We start from the raw sequence: 23558 nt of genomic DNA, 5'->3' as shown, positions 1-23558 counted from the left end.
AGCTTGCGTGGGGCGGCCAGCTGCGCCACACGCTCCATCCCCGCCGGTCTTGCGATGCTGCCGGCTTCATGATCGAGTGGGCGCCCACGGCGCCCCGCCGAGGACGAGCAGGCAGATAGCCACTACCTTCTCGCCGCGCGCCAGCATACGCACGGCGGGGTTCCGCGCCTAGACGGGTGCGACAGCGTTTCGCTTTTGGCTGCGACGGATTTCGCATTTCGCGGCGGGAGAGCAGCGTGCCAGACACGGTGCGTCAGTCTGCGCCGTCAGCTGCCTCGGGTTCCTCGCGCTTTCCAGTCAGGTCGCTGTACTCGACCCAGCCATAGAGCAGCGGCAGGATGACGGCGAGCAGTACACCCAGCCCCAGCCACATCCAGAAGCCCTTGAAGAACACCAGCGCCAGCACGGTGAGGATCACCGCGTGCAGCAAGCCCTTGGCCATCTGCCAGAGCACCAGTCCGGTCTTGATCACTCCGCCGGGGCCGACACCGGTCTGGCGCGCCACCTTGGCGATCTCGGCGATCCCCTCCACCAGCACCTTGGCGTTCTCCTCGTGCTCGCGCTCCTCTTCGATCAGCTGGCGCAAGGGTACCGGGCGCGTCACGCAGACGCTCGTGTCTTCCTCGCCATCCTCATGACGTGCATCCAGCTGCACGCTGACGATGGGCTCGATGAAGGGTTCGCGATGGTAAAGGTCCGAGCGATTCACCAACTTGCCATCGAGGAAGTGGTGGCGCTGGGTCTCGCCGACTTGGCTATGGAAGACCTCGATCACGGCGGCACGCAGCCCCTGCTCGAACAGGCTTTCCAGCAACGCCAGCGGCAGGTTGGCGCGCACCGAAGTGTCGAAGTCCAGGCGAATGTACTCGGGCTGCGCGCTGAACTGCTGGTTGAACCAGACCTCCTCCCAGATGCCGCCAAGGTCCACGCCGAGGCGCTGCTGGTAGCCGCGGGATTTTTCCTGGTCGCCTCGCATCAGGTTGACCAGCGAAAGCACGCACAGCTCGTGCGGGCCCTGCTCCTTGAAGAACAGCATCAGGGTGTTGGCGTTCTGCGACATGGGTGTCTCCTTGCGTCCGGAATCCTTGGGTAGGCGGTCAGCGACGCGAAACTTCCTCATCCTTGCCGCCCGGTACCGTGAATTCTTCCAGCAAGCCCGCCGTCAGGCAGTTCCGGACTTGTCAGGCCCGCTCAGGGCGCGGTTGACACCACGTCAAGCCACACCCCGCATCAACATGAATGAAATTCATGGAAAACCGCGAGCCACCGGAAAGCCGTGCAGCTTTGCTATCATCAGCGACCTTTCGTCACGCCCTTTTCCAGGTATTCCAATGATCGACCGTGCCGCACGCCTGCAAGCCCTCCAGCAAGCCCTCAAGGAGCGCATCCTGATCCTCGACGGCGGCATGGGCACCATGATCCAGAGCTACAAGCTGCAGGAAGAGGATTACCGTGGCGCGCGCTTCGCCGACTGGCCGAGCGACGTGAAGGGCAACAACGACCTGCTGCTGCTCAGCCGCCCGGACGTCATCCAGGCCATCGAGAAGGCCTATCTGGACGCTGGCGCGGACATCCTCGAGACCAACACCTTCAACGCCACCCGCGTGTCCCAGGCCGACTACGACATGCAGGAACTGGCCTACGAGATGAACGTGGAAGGTGCGCGCCTGGCCCGTGAAGTCGCCGACGCCAAGACCGCCGAAACCCCGGACCGACCGCGCTTCGTCGCCGGCGTCCTCGGCCCGACCAGCCGCACCTGCTCGATTTCCCCGGACGTCAACGACCCCGGCTTCCGCAACGTCACCTTCGACGAGCTGGTGGAGAACTACAGCGAATCCACCCGCGGCCTGATCGAAGGCGGCGCGGACCTGATCCTGATCGAGACCATCTTCGACACCCTCAACGCCAAGGCGGCGATCTTCGCCGTGCAGGGCGTGTATGAAGAGCTGGGCGTCGAGCTGCCGATCATGATCTCCGGCACCATCACCGATGCCTCCGGCCGCACCCTGTCGGGCCAGACCACCGAAGCCTTCTGGAACTCGGTGCGCCACGCCAACCCGATCTCCGTCGGCCTGAACTGCGCCCTGGGCGCAAAAGAGCTGCGCCCCTACCTGGAAGAACTGGCGACCAAGGCCGGGACCCACGTCTCCGCGCACCCCAACGCCGGTCTGCCCAACGCCTTCGGCGAATACGACGAGACCCCGGCAGAAATGGCGGTGGTCGTGGAGGAGTTCGCCGCCTCGGGCTTCCTCAACATCATCGGCGGTTGCTGCGGCACCACCCCAGGGCACATCGAGGCCATCGCCAAGGCCGTGGCCAAGTACGCACCGCGCGCGATTCCGGAAATCCCCCGCGCCTGCCGCCTGTCCGGCCTTGAGCCCTTCACCATCGACCGCAACTCGCTGTTCGTGAACGTCGGCGAGCGCACCAACATCACCGGCTCGGCCAAGTTCGCCCGGCTGATCCGCGAGGAGAACTACGCCGAAGCGCTGGAAGTGGCGCAGCAGCAGGTGGAAGCCGGCGCCCAGGTGATCGACATCAACATGGACGAGGGCATGCTGGACTCGAAGGCCGCCATGGTTCGATTCCTCAACCTGATCGCCTCCGAGCCGGACATCTCCCGCGTGCCGATCATGATCGACTCCTCCAAGTGGGAAGTGATCGAAGCAGGCCTGAAGTGCATCCAGGGCAAGGGCATCGTCAACTCCATCTCCATGAAGGAAGGTGTCGAGCAGTTCAAGCACCACGCCCGTCTGTGCAAGCGCTACGGCGCCGCCGTGGTGGTGATGGCCTTCGACGAAGCCGGCCAGGCCGACACCCAGGCGCGCAAGGAAGAAATCTGCCAGCGCTCCTACGACATCCTGGTCAACGAAGTGGGCTTCCCGCCAGAAGACATCATCTTCGACCCGAACATCTTCGCGGTCGCCACCGGCATCGAGGAACACAACAACTACGCGGTGGACTTCATCGAGGCTTGCGCGTACATCCGCGACAACCTCCCCTACGCCCTGACCTCGGGCGGGGTGTCCAACGTGTCCTTCTCGTTCCGCGGCAACAACCCGGTGCGCGAGGCGATCCACTCGGTATTCCTCTACTACGCCATCCAGAACGGCCTGACCATGGGCATCGTCAATGCCGGCCAGCTGGAAATCTACGACGAGATCCCGCAGGAACTGCGCGACAAGGTCGAGGACGTGGTGCTCAATCGCAGCCCGGACGCCACCGAGGCGCTGCTGGCCATCGCCGACAACTACAAGGGCGGCGGAGCGGTCAAGGAAATCGAGAACGAGGAGTGGCGCAGCCATAGCGTCGAGAAACGCCTGGAACACGCGCTGGTCAAAGGCATCACCACCTATATCGTCGAGGACACCGAGGAGTGCCGGCAGAAATGCGCGCGCCCCATCGAGGTCATCGAAGGCCCGCTGATGAACGGCATGAACGTGGTCGGCGACCTGTTCGGCGCCGGCAAGATGTTCCTTCCGCAGGTAGTGAAGTCCGCCCGCGTGATGAAACAGGCGGTGGCCCACCTGATCCCCTTCATCGAGGCGGAGAAAGGCGACAAGCCCGAGGCCAAGGGCAAGATCCTCATGGCCACGGTGAAGGGCGACGTCCACGACATCGGCAAGAACATCGTCGGCGTGGTGCTGGGCTGCAACGGGTACGACATCGTCGACCTGGGCGTGATGGTCCCGGCCGAGAAGATCCTGCAGACCGCCCGCGAGCAGCAGTGCGACATCATCGGGCTGTCCGGCCTGATCACACCGTCGCTGGACGAGATGGTCCACGTCGCCAAGGAAATGCAGCGGCAGAACTTCAGCCTGCCGTTGCTGATCGGCGGTGCCACCACTTCCAAAGCGCACACCGCCGTGAAGATCGACCCGCAGTACAGCAATGACGCCGTGGTCTACGTCACCGACGCCTCTCGTGCGGTGGGCGTGGCGACCACCCTGCTGTCCAAGGAAATGAAACCCGAATACACCCGCAAGCTGCGCGAGGAGTACGCGGAAGTCCGCGAACGTACCGCCAACCGCAGTGCGCGCACCGAGCGCCTGAGCTACGAGCAAGCCATCGCCGCCAAGCCGAAGTTCGACTGGGCTGGCTACCAGCCGCCGGTGCCGAGCTTCACCGGCGTCAAGGTGCTGGATGACATCGACCTCAACGTACTGGCCGAATATATCGACTGGACGCCCTTCTTCATCTCCTGGGACCTGGCCGGCAAGTACCCGCGCATCCTCACCGATGAAGTCGTGGGCGAAGCCGCGACCAGCCTGTTCAACGACGCCCAGGCGATGCTGAAGAAGCTGATCGACGAGAAGCTCATTCGCGCCAAGGCTGTCTTCGGCTTCTGGCCGGCCAACCAGGTGCACCACGACGACCTGGAAGTCTACGGCGACGACGGCCACAAGCTGGCCACCCTGCACCACCTGCGCCAGCAGACCATCAAGCCCGACGGCAAGCCGAACTTCAGCCTGGCCGACTTCGTCGCGCCCAAAGACAGTGGCGTGAAGGACTACGTCGGCGGCTTCATCACCACCGCCGGTATCGGCGCCGAGGAGGTGGCCAAGGCCTACGAGGCCAAGGGCGACGACTACAACGCGATCATGGTCAAGGCTCTGGCGGACCGCCTTGCCGAAGCCTGCGCCGAGTGGCTGCACGAACGTGTGCGCAAGGACTACTGGGGCTACCAGCCCGAGGAGCACCTGGACAACGAGGCGCTGATCAAGGAGCAGTACGTCGGCATCCGCCCGGCCCCCGGCTACCCGGCATGCCCGGACCACACCGAGAAAGGCACGCTGTTCAAGCTGCTCGATCCCAAGGGCCTGTCCGGCGTCACCCTGACCGAACACTACGCCATGTTCCCCGCTGCCGCTGTCAGCGGCTGGTACTTCGCCCATCCGCAGGCGCAGTACTTTGCCGTGGGTAAGGTCGACAAGGACCAGATCGAACGCTACAGCGCGCGCAAGGATCAGGAAATCACCACCAGCGAGCGCTGGCTGTCGCCGAACCTGGGTTACGACAACTAAGTTCACCGGGAACGGGTACTAGCAGGCCAGGCGACCATGGCGCCTGGCTTGGCTTGCTCCTTCGAAGGAAGCGAGCGGCCTGCTCCTCCGAACCCCCTGCTTTATCCCCCACCTTGACTTCCCCACCCGCTGAACCGTGCTACTCACGGCTGCCGTCCTGGACTGCTTTCTCGCGCCTCCCCCCGTTTACCCTTGCCTCGTGCATAAACTTCGAAAGCGTAGCCTCCCGTCCCAAGCATCGCGTCCATTCGCGCCTTTAGCTAAACCGAAAATATTATTAATTATTTGAAATCTTATTTTTACATATTCAATTAGCCGAGAATTAATAGCTCGGAAAATTCACTCAACATCTCAAAACAATTCCCATTGATACCCCACAATCCAAATGAAACCATCCACTCTTACTCGGCTGCGGCACAACTCCGGATAATAGCCCGTGTACATTGAAGAATTCTCAGATCCTCATCAAATCTTGGAACCACCCAGCCAATTATCAACGCCGCGACCACAGCACAAATTCCCCGTCGGACCACACTCAACTTCCATATCCAGAGGAAACACAACAACTAGACATTGCACATATCAACCGAACAGAATCCGACCCATTAGGCAATGTAGGAAACCGAACAATGAAAAAGCTCAATCGCGACCAATTGATCAATTCCGAACTTTCCGGCGGCTGCTGCAAGACCAAGAAAAAGCCGGCTCCGTGCCCGGCCCCCGTTCCGCCAAGCGGCGGTGGCGGCGGCGGTGTTAACAGCAGCCGCTAATGTGATGACGACCGGGGACGACGGCGCAAGCGCTACCTGAAATCTCCTCGATGCCGGCCGGCGAGCAATACCTCGTCAGTCACGTCGTGTTGCCCGACAAATTGTCGGGCAATACCTTCATTGCCCCTCTTAGAAACAGCACCCACTGATCCGCCACCCGCCAGGCCGTCCTTTGAGTATCCAAGCCGAGAAACTACCCCGTTTCACCGATATACCCTGGCGCTGGATCGCCTATTTCAGTTCGACGGTGGTAACAGCAGGCATCGTCTTTGCGTTCTTCCAGGAAATTGAACTCAAACGCGACGTTCCCTGCGAAATCGTCTCGCCCTCCGAGATCAAGATCAAAGGACTCTCCGGGCTGGTAACCAGTCTGCAGGTCGTGAGCAACCAGCAGGTCCACCAGGGACAGCCGCTTTTCCAGCTTGCCAGGGACCTCACCCTTACGAGCGACGGTACGCCCCGCCCCCGGTTCGATGAGGCCATGCGCGATGATCAGATCGCGACCGCCACCACGCAGCATGACGACCGTCGCGCAGCCCTGGCCGCGCGCCTCGAAGCCGCCGAACGAACCGGGAATGCTCGCGAGCTGGAGCTAAAGGCCATCGACCGGCAGCAACTGCGCACTCGGCAAATGGCCGCCGATTCGCAAATTACACTGAGGCGGCTGGAAGGCATGGCCGACTATGTGGTCGTCGAACGTGTCGAACAGGCACGCCTGCAGGCCAACCAGAGCGCCGCCGAGGTCGCCCAGGGCGATGCGCGACGCCAGTCGCTGCTAAGCGAAATCGAGACGCTGCGCGGCAACCAACTCGAGCTGAAAGTGCAGCAACGGGAACTGGATGCCCAGCTCGCCCGCGAAATACAGGACATTCGACTACGCTTCGAAGCGGCGCGCCAGAACGCCACCATCTTCGCTCCGCACTCGGGACTCGTCACCTTCTCCAGCCTTGTCGCCGGTCACACGCTGGGCGCCGAAGACGTCGCGCTAGTCATCAACACCGGATCCAACCAACCCCTGGTAGCCGCCCTGAGCATTCCCTCGCGGCAACGCGGCTTCATTCGCGCGGGCCAGGTGGTCCGCCTCAAGCTCGACGCCTACCCCTATGCTCGCTTTGGCGCCCTGCCGGCGAGTATCGAATCCATTTCCGATACGGCCATGAACAAGAGCGAGCCCCCCCTGGCGCCGGCAGCCAGCAAGCCGGCAGAGACCAACAACTACATGGCCTGGGCGACGCTCGCCGGCGACACCTTCGGTCCATCCCGCTCCCCCCTGCGCATCCTTCCCGGCATGCGCGGCACCGCCAGCGTTGTCATCGAGCGCAGGTCCATCGCCGAATGGGTGCTAGAGCCACTGTTCCAGATGATCCGGGGCTGACTGTGCGGATCATCTACCAGAACGAAGTCGCAGACTGCGGCTATGCCTGCCTGGCGATGGTGCTGACCCATCTGGGACGCGCGACCGACGTACGCGAAATAACGGCACATCGCCCACTGTCGGCCAACGGCCTGACCTTGATGGACCTGTACGATGTGGCCACCGCTTTCGGCCTCGCCGTGCAAGCCTTCCAGTTCGATCTCAGCGACCTGGGCAACATCAAAGCCGGCTCGATCCTTCACTTCGGCGGCGCCCATTTCGTGGTATTCGAAAAGTGCAGGCGCAGCCATGTGGTGATCATCGACCCAGCCTCGGGGCGCCGTCGCCTGACACTGGAGATGTTCATGGCGAACGTCTCGGGCTACCTCCTCGAGTGCTCGCCAACACCTCAACTATCGCGCATCCGCGCTCACTCCCGCGTACCCGGCGCATTGACCAGGGTTCGCGCACTGAATCCGCAGTTGCGTGGCCACATTGCCAAGCTCATGTTCGTGGCCATCGGCGGGCAGTTCGCCATCCTCGCCCTTCCCTATTTCGGCAACCTCGTCCTCGACCATGTGGTGACCAGCGACAACCGCAACCTGCTACATATCCTCGCCGTCACCTTCGCCAGCATTTTCGCCATCGGCGCCTTCAGCAAGTACGTACAAACCTACCTGGTCGCCCTGGCGGGGACGCTGGTCAGCGTCAACGTGACCCAGGGGCTGGTCGGGCAATTGCTGCGCAACCCGATTGCCTATTTCGAGAAGCGCAACGTCGGCGACCTGTTCGCCCGCCTGAAATCCCAGGAAGAAATCAATGACTACACCGTACGCACCAGCTTCGCGCTGCGCATCGACCTGGTGGTCGCGGGCCTGGCGATAGCCCTCATGCTGATGCAGAGCGCGCTGCTCGCCGGCGTCGCCCTGGCAGTCTTCGCTCTGTACCTGGGCACCGCGTTCGCCCTCTACGTGCCAATGCGCGATGCCCACATGCTGGTGCTGGAGCGTTCCGCCCAATGTGACGACACCCTGATCGAGACCATACGGGGCGCTTCACTGATCAAGCTGGCTTGCGGCGAGACCCGCCGTACCGCGATCTTCATGGCGAAATTCCGCGCCAATGCCGCGGCGGCGCTACACAGCGCCAAGCTCACGGCGGCTCGTGATGCCGTGCTGAAGCTGGTGGAGTATGCCGACGTGATTGCCATCACCTGGCTCGCTGCCGGACTTATGCTCGACGGCAGGATATCCGTGGGGGTTTTCTACTCCTTCATGATCTACAAATCCCTGGCCTCGGAGCGGCTGGCACAATCGATCAATGCCTTGTTCGGCCGCTTCATGCTGAGCGTGCCGGTACAGCGAGTCGCCGACATCGTCGAGCATGAACCGGAACGCTATGCTCTGCCCGAACAGATCGGCCGGACGGCAGAGCTCCAGCACTTGGACTCCATCGCGATACGCGACCTGACCTTCAGCTACGGCATATCCGACCGTACCGTTCTGTCGGGGGTGACGCTGGACATCCAGCGCGGCGACAAGATCGCCATCGTAGGCCCTTCGGGCGTTGGAAAATCCACCCTGTTCAAACTCCTGTGCGCGGCCGAACCGGTGCAACAGGGCGAGATCCGCCTGAACGGCGTGAGCTATGCAAACCTCGCCGTCGACGAAATCCGCCGGCACATGACCCAGATGCGCCAAGGCGACCTGATCCTCAACGGCAGCATCACCGACAACATCTCTCTGTTCGGCGCCAACCCCGATCACAGTCGGATCAACCAGTTGCTCAAGGATGTCGGCCTGCTGGACGACGTCATGCAGCTACCGATGCGTACCCAGACAGTGATCAGCGACTCGATCGCGAACATCTCCGCCGGCCAGCGACAGCGGCTACTGCTGGCACGCGCACTATATCAGGGCGCCGAAGTGCTGCTGCTCGACGAACCGACCTCCAACCTCGACCCTGCGTCGGTGGCGCATATCGCTGCCCTCCTTCAGCGCCTGGAGCGCACGCTGATTGTCATCACCCATGACCTGTCCCTGGCGTCCTGCTTCGAGCGCAGCTATCAACTGATCGACGGAACCTTGCGGCGGCGAATCCGACACGAGGAAGCCCCCGCATGAGCCTAGCGAAGCTTTTCATCCCGCTGGGAATCTATCTGGCCCTCGCTCCGCTGGACGCATCCTCCGGCGAGTTGCTGGCAGTGGTCAACAACGCCCTGGCCCACGATGCCGAACTCTCTGCGGCGAACTCGGAGATCGCCATTGGCCGCGAAGAGATCCCCATCGCCAGGGCCACCCTGCTGCCCAGGCTGGATGGTGGCTGGGGGCGAACCTACAACCAGATCAAGACCGACAACCAACCCACCGCTAGGTACTGGCAGAACGGCTGGATGGTCACCCTGAATCAACCCATATTCGATTGGGAGCGCTGGGTTGCCCTGCGCCAGGCGGACATCGCCAGCGCCAAGGCAGAGCTCGAATACGCCCGTGCCTGGCAGGCGCTGGTGCTAAGAAGTGCAAACGCCTATCTGGACCTACTCGCCGCAGCGCAGGAACAGTCCCAAGCATCGGACTTTCTCCGCGCTGTCAGCGAACAGCATGCCCTTACCGTAAAATTGCAGGCTGGCGGAGAGGCGACGCTGATCGACGTGCAGGAGGCCCGTTCGCGCCTGAGCGAAGCTCAACTACGCCAGCAGGATGCCCTGCGCAACCTCGATTCCCGCCGACGCGCCCTGGAGACCCTGACCGGCCGTGACGTCACGCCACCCGCAACGATAAACCTGAGCCGCACGAAACCCTGGCTGAAAGCCAGGAGCTTGCAACAGTGGGTGCGCCAGGCAGAGACCTCCAGCTACCCCGTGCAACTGGGAAAACTCGATGTTCGCAACGCCAGCGAAGACAGCGAGAAAGCCCGCGCCCAGCGTTACCCCGTGATCAACTTTAGCGCCAGCCATTCGCCCTCCGGCGCGGCTTCCGGCTACTCCGAACCGACCACTACCAATAGCGCGATGCTCACCATTTCAGCACCACTGTTCACTGGCGGTGCTAACCGCGCTCGCCTGCGCCAGACCATGGCGGGAGAGGAAAAGGCTGAAAATCTCCTGCTGGCGGCTACCCGCAAATCGGCGGCGGATACTCGGGAGTGGTTCCAGCGTTTCAATTGGGCGCGCGATCGCTGCCAGGCTTTAAGCGAGATCGTTCGTCTCAATGAGGCATCGCTGGAAGCCACCCGCAAAGGCTATCAGGCCGGAAGTCGGACCAATCTGGATGTACTCCGGGCCCAGGAAATGCTCTTTGCCAGCCGCAGCGATCAGGCGAAGACCAATTACGAGATGCTCTCGGCCTTCCTGGCCCTGAAGGCCGAAGTCGCAGCGCTCAGCCTGGGAGATATCCAACTGCTCGACAACTGGTTGACTGTCGATGTCTCCGCAAGTTGAAGCCCTTAGACCACGCTGGCAGGACCGCTGGTTGCTGGCCTCATCGGCGCGGGGGTTGGAATGTGCCGCGCTGCTCTCCTGGGGCCTGCGCAGTCTCTTCAGCAGTCGGGCGCGCTGGAAAGGTCGACTGCGCTACGAATGGGGTACCGACAGTGCGGCACTCACTCGCGCCGATGTCTGGCGCACCATGGCCAGCGAGGAGATCGAACACCTGATCGATCGCCGTATGCACCTGGGGCGGCTCTACGGTCGGGGCAACCATTGGCCGGAGCTGGAAGCGGCAGCTCAGGAACTAGCCGCCGCCACCCGTAGGATCCGGAGCGACTGCGCCGGCAGGCCGGTCATTATTTCGCCGTTCCACTACGTTTCCGAGTACGCCAACATCTATGTGGTCGACGCGCTGCGCGCCAAGCTGGGCCTGACCGAGCTCGCCGTAGTCTCCGGTAGCCCGCGGGAAGCCTACGGCCACCGGGAAGACATCCTGATTCCGGGCTTGCGTATCCTGCACACCTATGACGAGAACAACCGTTCCGGACTGGGGCTGCGCGTCATGCGAGCCCTGAGACAGGAAGGCATCGCCGTGCTGTTCAGCGACGTACCGCCCTACATGATGCAGCGCTACCCCATGGAAACCGTGGAAGTCTCACTCTCGGAACGCCCCGCGCGCCTGCACCGCGGCGTATTCAGCATCGGCAGCCACGTCGACGCAGTATTGCTCTGCTTCCACCTTACGTTCTCCAGGGGGCGTTTCGGCTACCGGCTGTTCCCCCCCATCGAGCTTGCCCGAAAGGACGCACCTCAGCATGTCGCGGACTACATCGAGGAGGCCTACCAGCGCGCTTATCCGAATTGGCTCCTGGCAGACCATCCATCCCGCTACGGCTTCGCCCCCTGCAAATGACAAGGCCTGGGCGCCAGCGCCAATACTTGCGCTTTTGCCAACCCGGAGCCAGTGGAAGGAGCAGCCATGACACAGCACTATCGAGAAAACTCAACCACACCAGAAACGGGACAACTTCGGGAATTTTCCCTACATGCGGGATTACTTCTCAGACAGACCGCGAACGAGTACTCCGGTAATCATCTCCGGATTGAAGTCGTTGCCGGACTCTCCCGAAGTCAGCGCCGGCCCCAGGGAGCGAGCGCCAACCAATGCATTTGTTATCGATTCAAACGCATCGGCTATCCATTTCGCAGGAATACGCGCAGGAGAATCAACATGAACCCAAGGCAACTTACCCGCCGACATACCTTCGGCGAATCGTGGTCACGTAGGGCAAGCGGTACTCTGTTGCTCGCCATGGGGCTATGGGGCCAGAACGCCCTGGCCGCCGTAACGTGCACCTTCAACGGCACAGGAGCGGAAACCTTTAACTTTCCCAGCCCCATAACCGTTCCCCGCGACAACAGTGCTTCGATGGTGCCCCTTTCGAACTGGGTCACAGGAGAAGCGGCAACCAACATCTACACCTGCACGCTCAGTAACAGCACGCAGGGGGGCATAGGCATCAAATTCCCGACCATGGCGCAGGCCGGGAACTACAGCGAAGGCGGCATTACGTACAAGGTTTTCAATACCAGCGTACCGGGCGTTGGGATCGTCTACGGATTTCGCTTCTATACCAGCGGCAACTACTGCGAGCAGAACGGTGGCGTCAATGGTTGGTATCCTTGGGCTACCGGGTCAGGTACGACCCCATACAGTTATCGGTGGTGCTACAACCTGCAATCGAGCAGTTATTCGTTTGGTGCCCAGCTGAAGTTTCGTCTGATCCAGACAGGCAGGATCACAGCCGGAACAGTGCCGACCTTCACGATGACCAACTCCGCGGAGGTAGTCGATGGGACCTTCTCCACCGCCGTCGGCAGCCGCAACTACGTCATCGGTCCCGTGACATTTCAGGCCTTGAGCTGCACCGCGGTCGGGGCCGACGTCATCCTGGATACGGCGAGAATAAGCGACTTCGCCAATGCAACCAGCGTCAGGACTAAACCTTTCCAGTTCACCTTGCAGAACTGCCCGGCCGGCATGAACAGCATCAGGTACCAACTCGATCCCATCGGTACCATCATCAGCGCAACCGACGGCACCTTCCAGAACGCCTCGGGCGCTGACATGGCGCAAGGCGTTGGCCTACGGATCACCAACGAAGCCAATACAGCGCCTATAAGCTTCGGCGATTCCAGTTACACCGTCCCGGATTACAACCCGACATCAGGCAACACGACATTGCCAATCAAGATGAACGTCTCCTACTACCGGACCGGCACTGCTGCCCAAGTAACAGGAGGAAAGGTGAGAGGAACGGCTCAACTGACCGTGTTCTATCTCTGAGGAGTGATGATCAGCGACGGCGCCCGGCACGGTGATCCATGACGAGGTCGAGCCAACAAGTGATAGCATGACGGGCTGGCTGTCGCCGATCTGGGCACGACGCCGGATCCACGAATTCCAAGGAGCCCCCATGAAATACCTCACCCCTGAACAAATGGCCAAACCGCGCAAACGCCGCCTGCTGAAGAAACTGCGCCTGGGCGAGTTCCAGGAGTTCGGCTTCAGCCTGGAAGTGAACTACACCGGCGACCTGGATGACGTGCTCGATCAGTGGATCGCGTTCGTCGAGTCCGAGGGCTGGGTCTTCGTCGGCGGCGCTACCGAAGACGGTGAGTTCACCGGCTATCTGTGCCTGAACGCCGTCGGCAGCCTGACCGAAGCCGACCGCGAAACCACCCGCCTGTGGCTGGAAAAGCAATCCTGGGCCAAGTCCTTCGAACTGGGCGATCTGAGCGACTGCTGGCACGGCCTGTTCGAGTAAGTCCCGACAGAAAGGCGACCCCAAAGTCGCCTTTCTGTTATTTCCCCGGCATTTACCCAGTTCGCGCATCGGACTCGTTTGACCTGGGCCAAGATTTCCGCGGCCCCCCGGTTGCCAGTCACGCCTCGCTCTGCGACCCTGCCCCGGTCCGAAACAGGGAGCGGGTTGCATGGAACACATCGCCATCATCGGCAGCGGTTTTTGCGGTACAGCGCTGGCCATCCAGTTGCTTCGCAACGCCAAGGGGCCGCTGCGCCTCAGCCTGATCAATCGCTCCGGGCGGCTGGCCCGCGGTCTCGCCTACGGCACCCGTTCCGCCAGCCACATCCTCAATGTGCCCGCCGAGCGCATGAGCCTGTTCCCCGACCAGCCTTCGGACTTTCTCGACTTCGCTCGCCGGCAGATGCCCGAGGCGAACCCCGGAGACTTCCTGCCGCGACGTTTCTACGGCGACTACCTGCAGGACCGCCTCGGCCAGGCGATAGCCGAAGCCGCACCGGGAGTACGCTTTAGCAGTCTGTGCGAACAAGTACTGGAGCTGAACGAGCAGGGGGATTACCTGCACCTGCTGCTGGATAACGGCCAGCATCTGGACAGCCGCAAGGTAGTCATCGCCACCGGCAACTTCGCCCCCGCCACCCCAGCCCCTCTGAAAGCGCTCGAAAGCGATCCGCGCTACCTGCGCGACCCCTGGGCCCCTGGCGTGCTGGAGAGCATTCCGTCCGACGCCAGAATCCTGCTGCTGGGTACCGGGCTAACCATGTACGACATGGCCCTCGCCCTGCAGGACCAAGGCCATCGCGGCTCGCTGCTGGCGCTGTCGCGCCGATCCCTGCTACCTCAGGCGCACCGCGACAATACCAGCCACCCCGTGCTGCCCGAGCTCCCAACGACCTTCCTCGACCAGATGGAACTGAACGAACGGTTGCGCCGACTGCGAAGCCTGATTCGTCAGGCCACAGAGGACGGCCACGACTGGCGCGACGTGATCGCCGCCTTGCGCCCGGCAACACCACAGCTCTGGCAAGCACTAAACGACAAGGAACGTGACCGCTTCCTGCGCCATCTGCAGCCTTACTGGGACGTTCATCGCCACCGCGCCGCGCCACCGGTAGCGCAACGGATCAACGACCTGCGCGACAGTGGGCAACTGCGAATCCAGGCTGGCCGGGTCATTGCAGCGAGCGCCAATGCGCAAGGCATCTTGCTCGACATCCGCCCCAGAGGCGCGTCGCAATCAGCCGCGCAGCACTTTGACTACCTGATCAACTGCACCGGCCCCTGTACCAACCTGCGCACCGTCAGCGAGCCCCTGCTCTGCGGCTTGCTCGACCGCGGAGTCATTTGTCAGGACAGCCAGCAACTGGGACTCGAAACCGACGCCCACTATCGCTTGCGCAATGCCCGAGGCGTTGTCCATCCTGATCTGTACCTCCTCAGCCCGATGCTGCGCGCCAGCCACTGGGAGGCCACTGCGGTCCCGGAATTGCGCGGCCATGCCGCGCAGTTGGCGCAACTCCTGCTCAGCTGAAACGAAGCTGGCCCGTGTCGGGCCAGCGGGTTGCACATCAGGGAACGGGCAGAAGCCTCCTGCCTGCCCGCCTCAGATCGCCATCTGCCCCTCCACCTCCTGCAACTTGCGCCGCGCCAGCGCCAGGTTCGCTTTCACCTTGTCCAGCACGTAGTACATGAACACGCCCTCATGCTTCGCCATCGGGCGGATGATGTGGTACTGCCGGCCGAGGGTGATGAGGATGTCCTCGATCACATCATTGAGCGCCAGCGACTTCATGGTCTTGAGCTTGGCACGGACTACTTCGGTATTGCCCGCCGCGGCCAGTTCCAGGTCCACGCCACCACCGGCCTGCCCGAGCAGCATGCCGCTCTTGGCATCCACCACGGCCGACGCCAGGGCACCATCCAGGTTCAGCAGTTCGTCCAGCGATTGTTGCAGTGCTGCCATAGCGATTACTCCTTGAGTGCGCGTCCTGTTATAGGGGCCCCGCGGCCGCGCGCGCCGCGATGCCTTTTGTCTCAGCCGGCCAGCGAAACATCCGCCAGCCGAGTTGCGGTTCGCTTTGCCTGGTAGAGCACCTGGCCCAACATCTCCTCGCGGTCGGCGACCAGGTTGAGGATCATCGGGTGGCTCGGGTGCGGGATGTCGACGATGACGATGTAGCCTTCGCTCGCTTCGACTATCACGTTCTGGTGCGGCCCGACTTCACTCTCCTGGCCCACCATCGCGCCGAGGGCCGAGATCGAGCAGGCCATGGCCGCCAGCTTGGAAACCTCCAGCCCCTTGCCGGCACGGGAGGCCACTTCAAAACCGTCAGTCGTGGCGATCACCGCCGCGCTCAGACGGCCCAGGCTGTCGCCCAGTTCGTCCAGCGCCAGCTCGGCGTCGCGACGCAGTCTTTCCGGCAGGCCCATCAGGACAGGTTCCATGGTCGACTCCAATCGATTGCAAAATTCAGCCTCAGGCTGCCGTGCATTCCAGTTGCAGCAGGAGCAGGTCGAGCAGCAGTCGCACCTGCTCTGCTTCGCGTACATCCACTTCCACCACCGGGAAGGCATACCCGGCCTGTGCCAAGGCAGCGGCGTAGTCGTCCAGGCTGGGGCTGGGGTTGCCCGGCAAGCGGCCGACGCCGACCACGCAGGGCGCCTGGGCGATGCAATCGGCGAAACCGTCGAGGTAGACGCGCAGGTCCCCCAGCGGATCAGGCCGTGAGTTGTCGATCAGGATCACCAGGCCGAGCGCGCCGCGGGCAAGGATTCCCCACATGAAGGCGAAGCGGGCCTGACCGGGAGTGCCATACAGGCGCAGGCGCTCGTCCGGGCCAAGAACCACTTCGCCGTAGTCCAGGCCGACCGTGGTGCGCGCCTTGTCCAGGCTGGGATCGTTGTTCTGTACGTCGGTGCTGACCGGGTCGATATCGCTGATCGCGGCAATGGCGGTGGTCTTGCCGGCGCCCATGGTGCCGGTGAAGAGGATCTTGTATTCCCTCATCGGCTGGCCTCCACCGCCCCGCCCAGGCCCAAGTGACGGCGGATACGTGCCAGCAGGCCAATGGGAGCAGCAGTTGGCTGCGCAGCTGCGACGGGAATGGCCTGACTGTGTTGAAGCATCTCCTGCGCGGCCATCAGGCGGACAAAGCTCTCCGCCACCGTGCGCGGCACGCCGGAGCGCTCGCATAACTCGTCCAGGCTCATGGTCCGGGCACAGAGCAACGTGGCCAGGCGTACGTAGCGATGATCTCCCTGGAGCAGGGAGGCTGCTGGCCAGTGCTTCAGGCGTAGCGTGGCGCCAAGCGCCTCTATGGGTCGCTGGCCAATGGCACGGGCGGCGCGCTCAAGACAGTCGAAGACTTCACTGGCGCGCAGCGGCCAGTGCACCCAGAAAGGCTCGCCCTCGGCGGTGCGCAACTGGACGCGCGGCGCGCCCTCCTCACCCTCCACCAGCAGATCGGCCGGGCCGTCGACGTATGCCCAGTTCGCCAGTGTGCGCCCGCTGAGCAGGCCGACAATGGATTTGAAAACCACCTGATCTCGCAACGCCATGCGGGCGAACCCGTAGGTGTATTGAAGCTGGTACGGCTGATTCATCGGCGCGCTCCCTTTGGCCAACAAACACCATCAACCTGCACGGGTTGATCAGGAGGCTCACCGGGACGTTGGAAGATGCCGAGCGCAAGCTCGCAGAAGGTGCGGACGAACGTCCGACCTGCTTGGCAACCCCGCGGTCATGGCCCTTACGGGCTGTAGATCGGTGGCTTTGCGTCCCTGGCTTTCGCACAGGTTTGCCCTGGTCAATTGAATCTCAGCGTAGTACGCCGCCTGCGTTCGCCAAGGCGAAAAAACGTGATACACCTCACACAAATATCGGAAATATCGCCGGGCCAACTTCGCAGTATTCGTAGGCACATTACGTTCTGAATGGGGGGCGGGGACCGGACGGATCAGCTAGGATTTCCACAGTGGCGCCCTACCGGCACGGGCCCGCTGGACGTCCACACAAAGCCGGAGCTCACTGCCCAGAGACGCCATGCTAGAGCGCCAGCGGTTCCAGAATATTCTCAGCCTGGGCCTGCCGATCATCGGCGGGATGCTCAGCCAGAGCCTGCTCAACCTGGTGGATGCGGCGATGGTCGGGCACCTCGGAGAAAAGTCCCTGGCCGGAGTCGGCATCGGCAGTTACGCCAACTTCGTCGCCATCTCCCTGGTGATGGGCCTGGGCGCCGGCGTACAGGCGCTGGTTGCGCGCCGCCGCGGCGAAGGCCGCAACGATGAATTGGCCGCGCCGCTGAATTGCGGGCTTCTGGTAGCGCTGGGGCTGTCACTGCCAATCACGCTGATCTGCCTGCTGTTCGCCGAGCCTATCGTCCGAGCTCTGTCCAGCGACCCCGAAGTACTCGCGGTCGGCATCCCCTACTTCGAATGGCGCGCACTGTCGGTACTCGCCGTCGGACTGAACTTCTCCTTCCGCGGCTACTGGAACGGCACCCGGCGCTCAGGCATGTACATGCGTACCCTGGTGGTGATGCACCTGGCCAACGCAGCGATCAGCTACAGCCTGATCCACGGCTTGTTCGGCCTGCCGCAAATGGGCGCCGTTGGCAGCGGCCTGGGCACGACACTGGCACTGTACATCGGCTCCCTGATCTACGCCTGGATCACCTGGCGCGACGCCCGCGCCCAGGGCTTGCGTGCGCGCCTGCCCAGCGAACGCGACGTTCGCACCCTGCTACGCCTGTCGCTGCCCAACTCGCTGCAGCAGTTCTTCTTCGCCGCCGGCATCACCCTGCTGTTCTGGATCATCGCCCAGGTCGGCACCCGCGAGCTGGCGGTGGCCCACGTACTGATCAACCTGGCGCTGTTCCTGATTCTCCCCGGCGTCGGCCTGGGTATGGCTGCGACCACCCTGGTCAGCCAGAGCATGGGCGAGCGCGACTTCGACAGCGCGCACCGCTGGGGCTGGGACGTGGTGAAGGTGGCAGCCTGCGGCCTGGCGCTGCTGGGCGCGCCGTTCTGGATTTTCCCTGAGGCCATCCTGCAATTGTTCGTCAGCGATCCTGCGCTGATCGAACTGGGCCGGGTGCCGCTGATGCTCACCGGCATGGGCATGGTGATCGACGCCACGGCGCTGGTGCTGACCCAGGCGCTGCTCGGCGCGGGCGCCGTACGCACGGTGATGGCAGTGAGCCTCGGCAACCAGTGGCTGTTCTTCCTGCCCCTGGCCTACCTGGTCGGCCCGGTGCTGGGCGGCGGGCTGCTGGCAATCTGGAGCATGCAGATTCTCCAGCGCGGACTGGCCTCGGCGATCTTCGCGGTGATGTGGCAGAAACGCCAGTGGACGCAGATCGAACTCTAGCGCTCGCGCCCTCAGGAGCTAGTCTTGCAGGCAAAAGGAGGACCAACGATGGACGAGCAACAGAACAAGCCGCCGACCTTCTGGCAGATGCTCCAAAGCGTGCTGGCCGCGGCCTTCGGCGTACAGAGCGGACGCAATCGCGCGCGCGACTTCACCCACGGCAAGCCCAGTCATTTCATCGCCATGGGCATTCTCTTCACGCTGGTCTTCGTGTTGCTGCTCTACGGGCTGGTGCAGTTGGTGCTGCATTTCGCCGGGCTGTAGATAAGCCGGGCGAAGGATGAGGTACCGGGCGGGCCGCAGGACGACCCGCCGGCACCGCTGTCACTGGTGGCTGACCCAAAACACCGCGGTCGCGACCACCAGCAGGATCAGGATGAATGCGGCGCGGGCATCGACGACACTGTCGCTGGTCTTGTTGGACGACTCTTCGCTCATGTTTCCCCCATCTTCTCGTTATTGGCTGAAGGACCACAGGCAAGAGTTAAGACCAGCCCTGCCCGCTGCTCAAGGAACCGCCCCTTTCCGTCGCCGCGCAAATGCCGTTAGGCTGCTGGCTCCATAAGAACAAGCGAGTGGATTAAGCACGTGGACTCACTGCAAGACACTGTCGCGCCGGAAGGCGTCTGCTACGGCTGCGGAGGCAGCAACCCGCACGGACTGCACATCAAGAGCCGCTGGCACGAGGACGGCATCCACGTCATCGCCGAGCACCTGCCCGAAGCCAAGTACTGCGGCTGGCCGGAGCTGGTCTACGGCGGCCTGATCGCCATGCTGGTGGACTGCCACTCGAACTGGACCGCCATGGCCTACCACTATCGCGCCGAAGGCCGCGAGCCGGGCAGCCTGCCGCGCATCGACTGCGTCACCGGCAACCTGGGCATCAAGTACATCAAGCCGACGCCCATGGGCGTACCGCTGACCCTCAAGGCCTACGTCGAGGGCGAAGTCGGCCGCAAGAGCCGGATCATCTGCGAGGTCTATGCCGGCGACGTGCTGACCTGCGTCGGCGACTCGATCTTCGTTCGTGTCGACACCTCGCAACTGCGCGACGCCGCCCACGGGCGCGAAGCCCGATCACCGCATAAAAAGTGCTAAGCGCAGCGGTACACCGATGGCCGCGCAAGCCGCCGCCACGCCTGTGTTTCAGGCCTGGCGCGGCTTAGATCGGAAAGTTCTCGCCATATACTCAAACATCACTTTTGCGCATATTCCTGAACTGGTATCGTGCGCCCCACTCCGCGTGGAGCGCGTTGCCGTGCGCGCTGGGAAACGCAATACGCCCTGAGCGCTATAGCCTGACAGCAGGATGATTCATGTACGTATATGACGAATACGATCAGAGGATCGTAGAGGATCGCGTCAAGCAGTTCCGCGATCAGACCCACCGTTACCTGGCGGGCGAACTGACCGGCGAGGAATTCCGCCCGCTGCGTCTGCAGAATGGCCTGTACATCCAGCGCTACGCGCCCATGCTGCGAGTGGCTGTGCCTTACGGCCTGCTGAACTCCCAGCAGGTTCGCAAGCTGGCGCAGATCGCCCGCGACTACGACAAGGGCTACGCGCACATCAGCACCCGCCAGAACGTCCAGTACAACTGGCCGGAACTGGAAGACGTGCCGGAAATCCTCGCGGAGCTGGCCACCGTGCAGATGCACGCGATCCAGACCAGCGGCAACTGCATCCGCAACACCACCACCGACCAGTTCGCCGGCGTCGCCCATGACGAACTGGTCGATCCGCGCCCCTGGTGCGAGATCATCCGCCAGTGGTCGACCTTCCACCCCGAATTCGCCCACCTGCCGCGCAAGTTCAAGATTGCCGTCAACGGCGCCGTGAGCGACCGCGCCGCCATTGAGGTGCACGACATCGGCCTGGAAGCGGTGCAGAACGAAGCCGGCGAGCTGGGCTTCCGCGTTTCCGTCGGCGGCGGCCTGGGCCGTACCCCGATCGTCGGCAACTTCATCAATGAATTCCTGCCGTGGAAACACCTGCTGTCCTACCTGGACGCCATCCTGCGCGTGTACAACCGCTATGGCCGTCGGGACAACAAGTACAAGGCGCGCATCAAGATCCTGGTGAAAGCGCTGACGCCGGAAGTCTTCGCCCAGAAGGTCGACGCCGAATGGGCGAACCTGAAGGATGGCCCGAGCACCCTGACCGACGCCGAATTGCAGCGCGTGGCCGCGCACTTCGTCGACCCGGCCTACCAGGCCCTGGAGAACCAGGACGCCGCCCTCGCCCAGCTCGACGCCGAGAACCCCGGCTTCGCCCGCTGGCGCACCCGCAACACCTTCGCCCACAAGAAGCCCGGCTACGTCGCCGTGACCCTGTCGCTCAAGCCCACGGGCGTTGCGCCCGGCGACATCACCGACAAGCAGCTGGACGTGGTCGCCGACCTGGCCGACCGCTACAGCTTCGGCGAAGTGCGCAACAGCCATAACCAGAACATCATCCTCGCCGACGTCGAACAGGCGCAGCTGTTCACCCTCTGGGGCGAACTGCGCGAGAACGGTTTCGCCACCCCGAACGTGGGCCTGCTGACCGACCTGATCTGCTGCCCTGGCGGTGACTTCTGCTCCCTGGCCAACGCCAAGTCGATCCCGGTGGCCGAAGCCATCCAGCGTCGCTTCGACGACCTGGACTACCTGTTCGACATCGGCGCCATCGACCTGAACATCTCCGGCTGCATGAACGCCTGCGGCCACCACCACGTCGGCCACATCGGCATCCTCGGTGTGGACAAGAAGGGTGAGGAGTTCTACCAGGTCTCCCTGGGCGGTAGCGCCAGCCGAGACGCCAGCCTGGCGCAGATCCTCGGCCCATCCTTCGCCCAGGAGCAGATGGCCGACGTGATCGAGAAGATCATCAAGGTCTACGTGGAACAGCGCACCGAAGAGGAACGTTTCCTCGATACCTACCGTCGCATCGGCATCGATCCCTTCAAGGAGCGCGTATATGCAGCGAATCATTAAGAACCGCGAGGTCGTCGACGACCGCTGGCACCTGCTGCCCAAGGACGCAACCCTCGAGACCGTGCCCAACTGCGACGACGTGATCATCCCGCTGAACCTGTGGCTGGAACACGGCCCTGCGCTGCGCGGCCGTGACGGTGGTCTGGGCGTGTGGCTGGATGCGGAAGAAGAGCCCGAGGCCATCGCCGGTGATCTGGACAAGTTCCAGGTGATCGCCGTGAACTTCCCGGCCTTTACCGATGGCCGCGGTTTCAGCACCGCACGCCTGCTGCGCGAGCGCTTCGGCTACCAGGGTGAAGTGCGCGCCATCGGCGATGTCCTGCGTGACCAGCTGTTCTTCATGCAGAGCTGTGGCTTCGACGCCTACGCCATCCGCGCCGACCGCGACCCGCAAGCAGCGCTGGCCGGCCTGGATGACTTCAGCGAGGTCTACCAGACTTCGGTGACCCAGCCGCAACCGCTGTTCCGTCGCCGCCAGCTGGCCTGATCCGGCCGATCGCTTCAGCGACATGAAAAAGCCCCGCACCGCGGGGCTTTTTCATTTCTGCAGATTCGGAAGCTGCGCACGCTCTCGTAGGGCGCATAACGCGCCAGCGTTATCCGCCACCAAGAAGACGGCGGATAACCTGTTCCAGGTTATTCGCCCTACGCCCCCTGCAACAGCTCTCAGGCCCGCACGCTCTCCCAGGCAATCTGCGCCAGCTGATCCCGGCAATCGATCAGGTGCACCTTCGTCCGCCCGGCCAGCCAATTGCGCGCGTAGTCCTGGCTCGGACCAATCACCACCGAGTTGAACAATTCCGCCGCGAGCTCCTTGAATGCACCAGCCTTGCGGTGCTCGGAAAGCAGCCCGGCGATACGCCGACCCTGCTCGCGGTTGGCCTCGCGCAACGCCTCGCCCACCTCTCCCGCCTCGACCCGGCCCCGGCTGTGCAGGATGAAACGTGCCCAGTCCGGGTTGGCCGCCACCCAATCGACGTAACAGGTGACGAATAGTTTCACGCAGGCCTCCGCGCTCATTCCCTCCTCGATCCCAGCGTCCAGCAGCGCCGCGTACTGGCCAACACCCGTGAGGTACAGCGCACCGATGATGCGTTCCTTGTTGCCGTAATGGTGATAGAGGCTGCCGATGCTGGCGCCGGAGCGGTCGCGGATCATCTCGATGGTGGTGGCGTCCACACCGGACTCGCTGAAACAGGCCAGCGCGGCCTGGAGAATGTCGTCTTTGCGGGAAGCTCGGGCCATGGGGTTCCTGTGGTGAAAACTGCTCGAACAGAATTCTAGAATATTTTTCTAGAATTACTTTCTAATCTTCGTATACTGCCTGGGCGCGCATCCATCTTCAATCCGCTTTGCCCCGGAGTTGCCATGAGTCAGATGATGCAAATGTACCAGCAGGCCGGCCCCACGCAGTTCAGCGCCATGATCGGCCAGGTCGCTCCCTACTTCGCCAGCATCGCCCCGCAGTTCGTCGAACTGCGCCCCGGCTATGCGGAAGTGACCTTCCCCAAGCGCCGCGAAGTGCTCAACCACATCGGCACCGTTCACGCCATTGCCCTGTGCAACGCTGCTGAACTGGCGGCCGGCACCCTGACCGACGTATCGATCCCCCAGGGACGCCGCTGGATTCCCCGTGGCATGACGGTGGAATACCTGGCCAAGGCTGACGGCGACGTACGCACTGTGGCCGATGGCCGTGCGGTGGACTGGGACCAGGAAGGCGACATCATCGTCCCGGTGCTCGCCTACGTCGGCGACAAGAAGGTCTTCCGTGCCGACATCACCATGTACATCAGCCAGGCCTGAGGGACC

The 23558-nt window shown here is 62.9% G+C and carries 21 protein-coding genes and 1 riboswitch; of the genes, 15 read left to right on the top strand and 6 right to left on the bottom strand.

Annotated features, from left to right (window positions below):
- Nucleotides 1-253 precede the first annotated feature (253 nt).
- Nucleotides 254-1060 (bottom strand): hypothetical protein, encoded by an 807-nt coding sequence (locus ACKI1H_RS15720; RefSeq protein ID WP_138525545.1) that lies wholly within the window; start codon nt 1058-1060, stop codon nt 254-256.
- A gap of 271 nt (nt 1061-1331) precedes the next feature.
- Between ACKI1H_RS15720 and metH the strand changes: the two genes are divergently transcribed.
- The 9 genes from metH (at nt 1332) to ACKI1H_RS15675 (ending at nt 14934) form a co-directional block, all read left to right on the top strand.
- A complete protein-coding gene (metH, locus tag ACKI1H_RS15715; protein ID WP_440468803.1) occupies nt 1332-5024 on the top strand; it encodes a methionine synthase in 3693 nt (1230 codons plus the stop codon).
- A gap of 629 nt (nt 5025-5653) precedes the next feature.
- Nucleotides 5654-5794 (top strand): hypothetical protein, encoded by a 141-nt coding sequence (locus ACKI1H_RS15710; protein WP_440468802.1) that lies wholly within the window; start codon nt 5654-5656, stop codon nt 5792-5794.
- Nucleotides 5795-5966: 172 nt separating this feature from the next.
- Complete coding sequence (locus tag ACKI1H_RS15705) at nt 5967-7169, top strand: HlyD family secretion protein (RefSeq protein WP_440468801.1); 1203 nt, start codon at nt 5967-5969, stop codon at nt 7167-7169.
- A gap of 2 nt (nt 7170-7171) precedes the next feature.
- Nucleotides 7172-9271, top strand: coding sequence for a peptidase domain-containing ABC transporter (locus tag ACKI1H_RS15700; protein ID WP_440468800.1), 2100 nt, complete (start codon nt 7172-7174; stop codon nt 9269-9271).
- A complete protein-coding gene (locus ACKI1H_RS15695) occupies nt 9268-10587 on the top strand; it encodes a TolC family outer membrane protein (RefSeq protein ID WP_440468799.1) in 1320 nt (439 codons plus the stop codon). Before ACKI1H_RS15700 ends, ACKI1H_RS15695 begins: the two co-directional genes overlap by 4 nt.
- Nucleotides 10571-11488, top strand: a complete 918-nt coding sequence (locus ACKI1H_RS15690; RefSeq protein ID WP_440468798.1) for a hypothetical protein — start codon at nt 10571-10573, stop codon at nt 11486-11488. The genes ACKI1H_RS15695 and ACKI1H_RS15690 overlap by 17 nt, the downstream gene beginning before the upstream one ends.
- A 66-nt stretch (nt 11489-11554) precedes the next feature.
- Nucleotides 11555-12922, top strand: coding sequence for a fimbrial protein (locus ACKI1H_RS15685; protein ID WP_440468797.1), 1368 nt, complete (start codon nt 11555-11557; stop codon nt 12920-12922).
- A gap of 130 nt (nt 12923-13052) precedes the next feature.
- The gene (locus tag ACKI1H_RS15680) at nt 13053-13403 is read left to right on the top strand and encodes a 50S ribosome-binding protein YggL (protein WP_138525543.1); all 351 of its coding nucleotides are present in this window, start codon (nt 13053-13055) and stop codon (nt 13401-13403) included.
- Nucleotides 13404-13572: 169 nt separating this feature from the next.
- Nucleotides 13573-14934, top strand: coding sequence for an FAD/NAD(P)-binding protein (locus ACKI1H_RS15675; protein ID WP_440468796.1), 1362 nt, complete (start codon nt 13573-13575; stop codon nt 14932-14934).
- 72 nt (nt 14935-15006) lie between these two features.
- Here ACKI1H_RS15675 and ACKI1H_RS15670 read toward each other — a convergent pair whose 3' ends face one another.
- The 4 genes from ACKI1H_RS15670 to ACKI1H_RS15655 form a co-directional block, all read right to left on the bottom strand.
- On the bottom strand, nt 15007-15366 hold the full coding sequence (locus tag ACKI1H_RS15670; protein ID WP_024763315.1) for a hypothetical protein: 360 nt from the start codon (nt 15364-15366) through the stop codon (nt 15007-15009).
- Between the two features lie 71 nt (nt 15367-15437).
- On the bottom strand, nt 15438-15848 hold the full coding sequence (locus ACKI1H_RS15665; RefSeq protein WP_138525540.1) for a roadblock/LC7 domain-containing protein: 411 nt from the start codon (nt 15846-15848) through the stop codon (nt 15438-15440).
- A gap of 31 nt (nt 15849-15879) precedes the next feature.
- Nucleotides 15880-16410 carry a GTP-binding protein gene (locus ACKI1H_RS15660; RefSeq protein ID WP_138525539.1) on the bottom strand — a complete coding sequence of 177 codons (531 nt, stop codon included), beginning with the start codon at nt 16408-16410 and terminating at the stop codon, nt 15880-15882.
- Entirely contained in the window at nt 16407-17006 is a 600-nt protein-coding gene (locus ACKI1H_RS15655; RefSeq protein WP_440468795.1) for a hypothetical protein, read from the bottom strand. Before ACKI1H_RS15655 ends, ACKI1H_RS15660 begins: the two co-directional genes overlap by 4 nt.
- A 121-nt stretch (nt 17007-17127) precedes the next feature.
- A riboswitch (cyclic di-GMP riboswitch) is annotated at nt 17128-17215 on the bottom strand.
- 230 nt (nt 17216-17445) lie between these two features.
- On the opposite strand from ACKI1H_RS15655, the gene ACKI1H_RS15650 reads away from it, so the two are divergent.
- From ACKI1H_RS15650 to ACKI1H_RS15630, 5 genes are all read left to right on the top strand, one after another.
- Nucleotides 17446-18771 carry an MATE family efflux transporter gene (locus ACKI1H_RS15650; RefSeq protein WP_440468794.1) on the top strand — a complete coding sequence of 442 codons (1326 nt, stop codon included), beginning with the start codon at nt 17446-17448 and terminating at the stop codon, nt 18769-18771.
- A 48-nt stretch (nt 18772-18819) separates the two neighbouring features.
- Nucleotides 18820-19035 (top strand): DUF2970 domain-containing protein, encoded by a 216-nt coding sequence (locus ACKI1H_RS15645; RefSeq protein ID WP_440468793.1) that lies wholly within the window; start codon nt 18820-18822, stop codon nt 19033-19035.
- A 315-nt stretch (nt 19036-19350) separates the two neighbouring features.
- A complete protein-coding gene (locus ACKI1H_RS15640) occupies nt 19351-19869 on the top strand; it encodes a PaaI family thioesterase (protein ID WP_440468869.1) in 519 nt (172 codons plus the stop codon).
- Nucleotides 19870-20087: 218 nt separating this feature from the next.
- Entirely contained in the window at nt 20088-21746 is a 1659-nt protein-coding gene (locus tag ACKI1H_RS15635) for a nitrite/sulfite reductase (protein ID WP_138525534.1), read from the top strand.
- Nucleotides 21730-22233: a DUF934 domain-containing protein gene (locus ACKI1H_RS15630; RefSeq protein ID WP_440468792.1), complete on the top strand. Its 504-nt coding sequence runs from the start codon at nt 21730-21732 to the stop codon at nt 22231-22233. The genes ACKI1H_RS15635 and ACKI1H_RS15630 overlap by 17 nt, the downstream gene beginning before the upstream one ends.
- Before the next feature lie 179 nt (nt 22234-22412).
- Here the strand turns inward: ACKI1H_RS15630 and ACKI1H_RS15625 are convergent, their stop codons facing one another.
- Nucleotides 22413-22991 carry a TetR/AcrR family transcriptional regulator gene (locus tag ACKI1H_RS15625; protein WP_440468791.1) on the bottom strand — a complete coding sequence of 193 codons (579 nt, stop codon included), beginning with the start codon at nt 22989-22991 and terminating at the stop codon, nt 22413-22415.
- Nucleotides 22992-23114: 123 nt separating this feature from the next.
- Between ACKI1H_RS15625 and ACKI1H_RS15620 the strand changes: the two genes are divergently transcribed.
- Nucleotides 23115-23552: a hotdog fold domain-containing protein gene (locus ACKI1H_RS15620; RefSeq protein ID WP_440468790.1), complete on the top strand. Its 438-nt coding sequence runs from the start codon at nt 23115-23117 to the stop codon at nt 23550-23552.
- Nucleotides 23553-23558: the final 6 nt, after the last annotated feature.

The organism is Pseudomonas sp. YH-1 (assembly GCF_051990045.1).
GTDB classification, from domain to species: Bacteria; Pseudomonadota; Gammaproteobacteria; order Pseudomonadales; family Pseudomonadaceae; genus Pseudomonas; species Pseudomonas nicosulfuronedens.
This window is presented reverse-complemented; position numbering and strand designations above follow the sequence as displayed.

Coding starts and splice junctions, on each gene's coding strand:
- ACKI1H_RS15720 (WP_138525545.1), bottom strand. CDS start 1,060: ATGTCGCAGAACGCCAACACCCTGATGCTGTTCTTCAAGGAGCAGGGC.
- metH (WP_440468803.1), top strand. CDS start 1,332: ATGATCGACCGTGCCGCACGCCTGCAAGCCCTCCAGCAAGCCCTCAAG.
- ACKI1H_RS15710 (WP_440468802.1), top strand. CDS start 5,654: ATGAAAAAGCTCAATCGCGACCAATTGATCAATTCCGAACTTTCCGGC.
- ACKI1H_RS15695 (WP_440468799.1), top strand. CDS start 9,268: ATGAGCCTAGCGAAGCTTTTCATCCCGCTGGGAATCTATCTGGCCCTC.
- ACKI1H_RS15690 (WP_440468798.1), top strand. CDS start 10,571: ATGTCTCCGCAAGTTGAAGCCCTTAGACCACGCTGGCAGGACCGCTGG.
- ACKI1H_RS15685 (WP_440468797.1), top strand. CDS start 11,555: ATGACACAGCACTATCGAGAAAACTCAACCACACCAGAAACGGGACAA.
- ACKI1H_RS15680 (WP_138525543.1), top strand. CDS start 13,053: ATGAAATACCTCACCCCTGAACAAATGGCCAAACCGCGCAAACGCCGC.
- ACKI1H_RS15675 (WP_440468796.1), top strand. CDS start 13,573: ATGGAACACATCGCCATCATCGGCAGCGGTTTTTGCGGTACAGCGCTG.
- ACKI1H_RS15670 (WP_024763315.1), bottom strand. CDS start 15,366: ATGGCAGCACTGCAACAATCGCTGGACGAACTGCTGAACCTGGATGGT.
- ACKI1H_RS15665 (WP_138525540.1), bottom strand. CDS start 15,848: ATGGAACCTGTCCTGATGGGCCTGCCGGAAAGACTGCGTCGCGACGCC.
- ACKI1H_RS15660 (WP_138525539.1), bottom strand. CDS start 16,410: ATGAGGGAATACAAGATCCTCTTCACCGGCACCATGGGCGCCGGCAAG.
- ACKI1H_RS15655 (WP_440468795.1), bottom strand. CDS start 17,006: ATGAATCAGCCGTACCAGCTTCAATACACCTACGGGTTCGCCCGCATG.
- ACKI1H_RS15650 (WP_440468794.1), top strand. CDS start 17,446: ATGCTAGAGCGCCAGCGGTTCCAGAATATTCTCAGCCTGGGCCTGCCG.
- ACKI1H_RS15645 (WP_440468793.1), top strand. CDS start 18,820: ATGGACGAGCAACAGAACAAGCCGCCGACCTTCTGGCAGATGCTCCAA.
- ACKI1H_RS15635 (WP_138525534.1), top strand. CDS start 20,088: ATGTACGTATATGACGAATACGATCAGAGGATCGTAGAGGATCGCGTC.
- ACKI1H_RS15630 (WP_440468792.1), top strand. CDS start 21,730: ATGCAGCGAATCATTAAGAACCGCGAGGTCGTCGACGACCGCTGGCAC.
- ACKI1H_RS15625 (WP_440468791.1), bottom strand. CDS start 22,991: ATGGCCCGAGCTTCCCGCAAAGACGACATTCTCCAGGCCGCGCTGGCC.
- ACKI1H_RS15620 (WP_440468790.1), top strand. CDS start 23,115: ATGAGTCAGATGATGCAAATGTACCAGCAGGCCGGCCCCACGCAGTTC.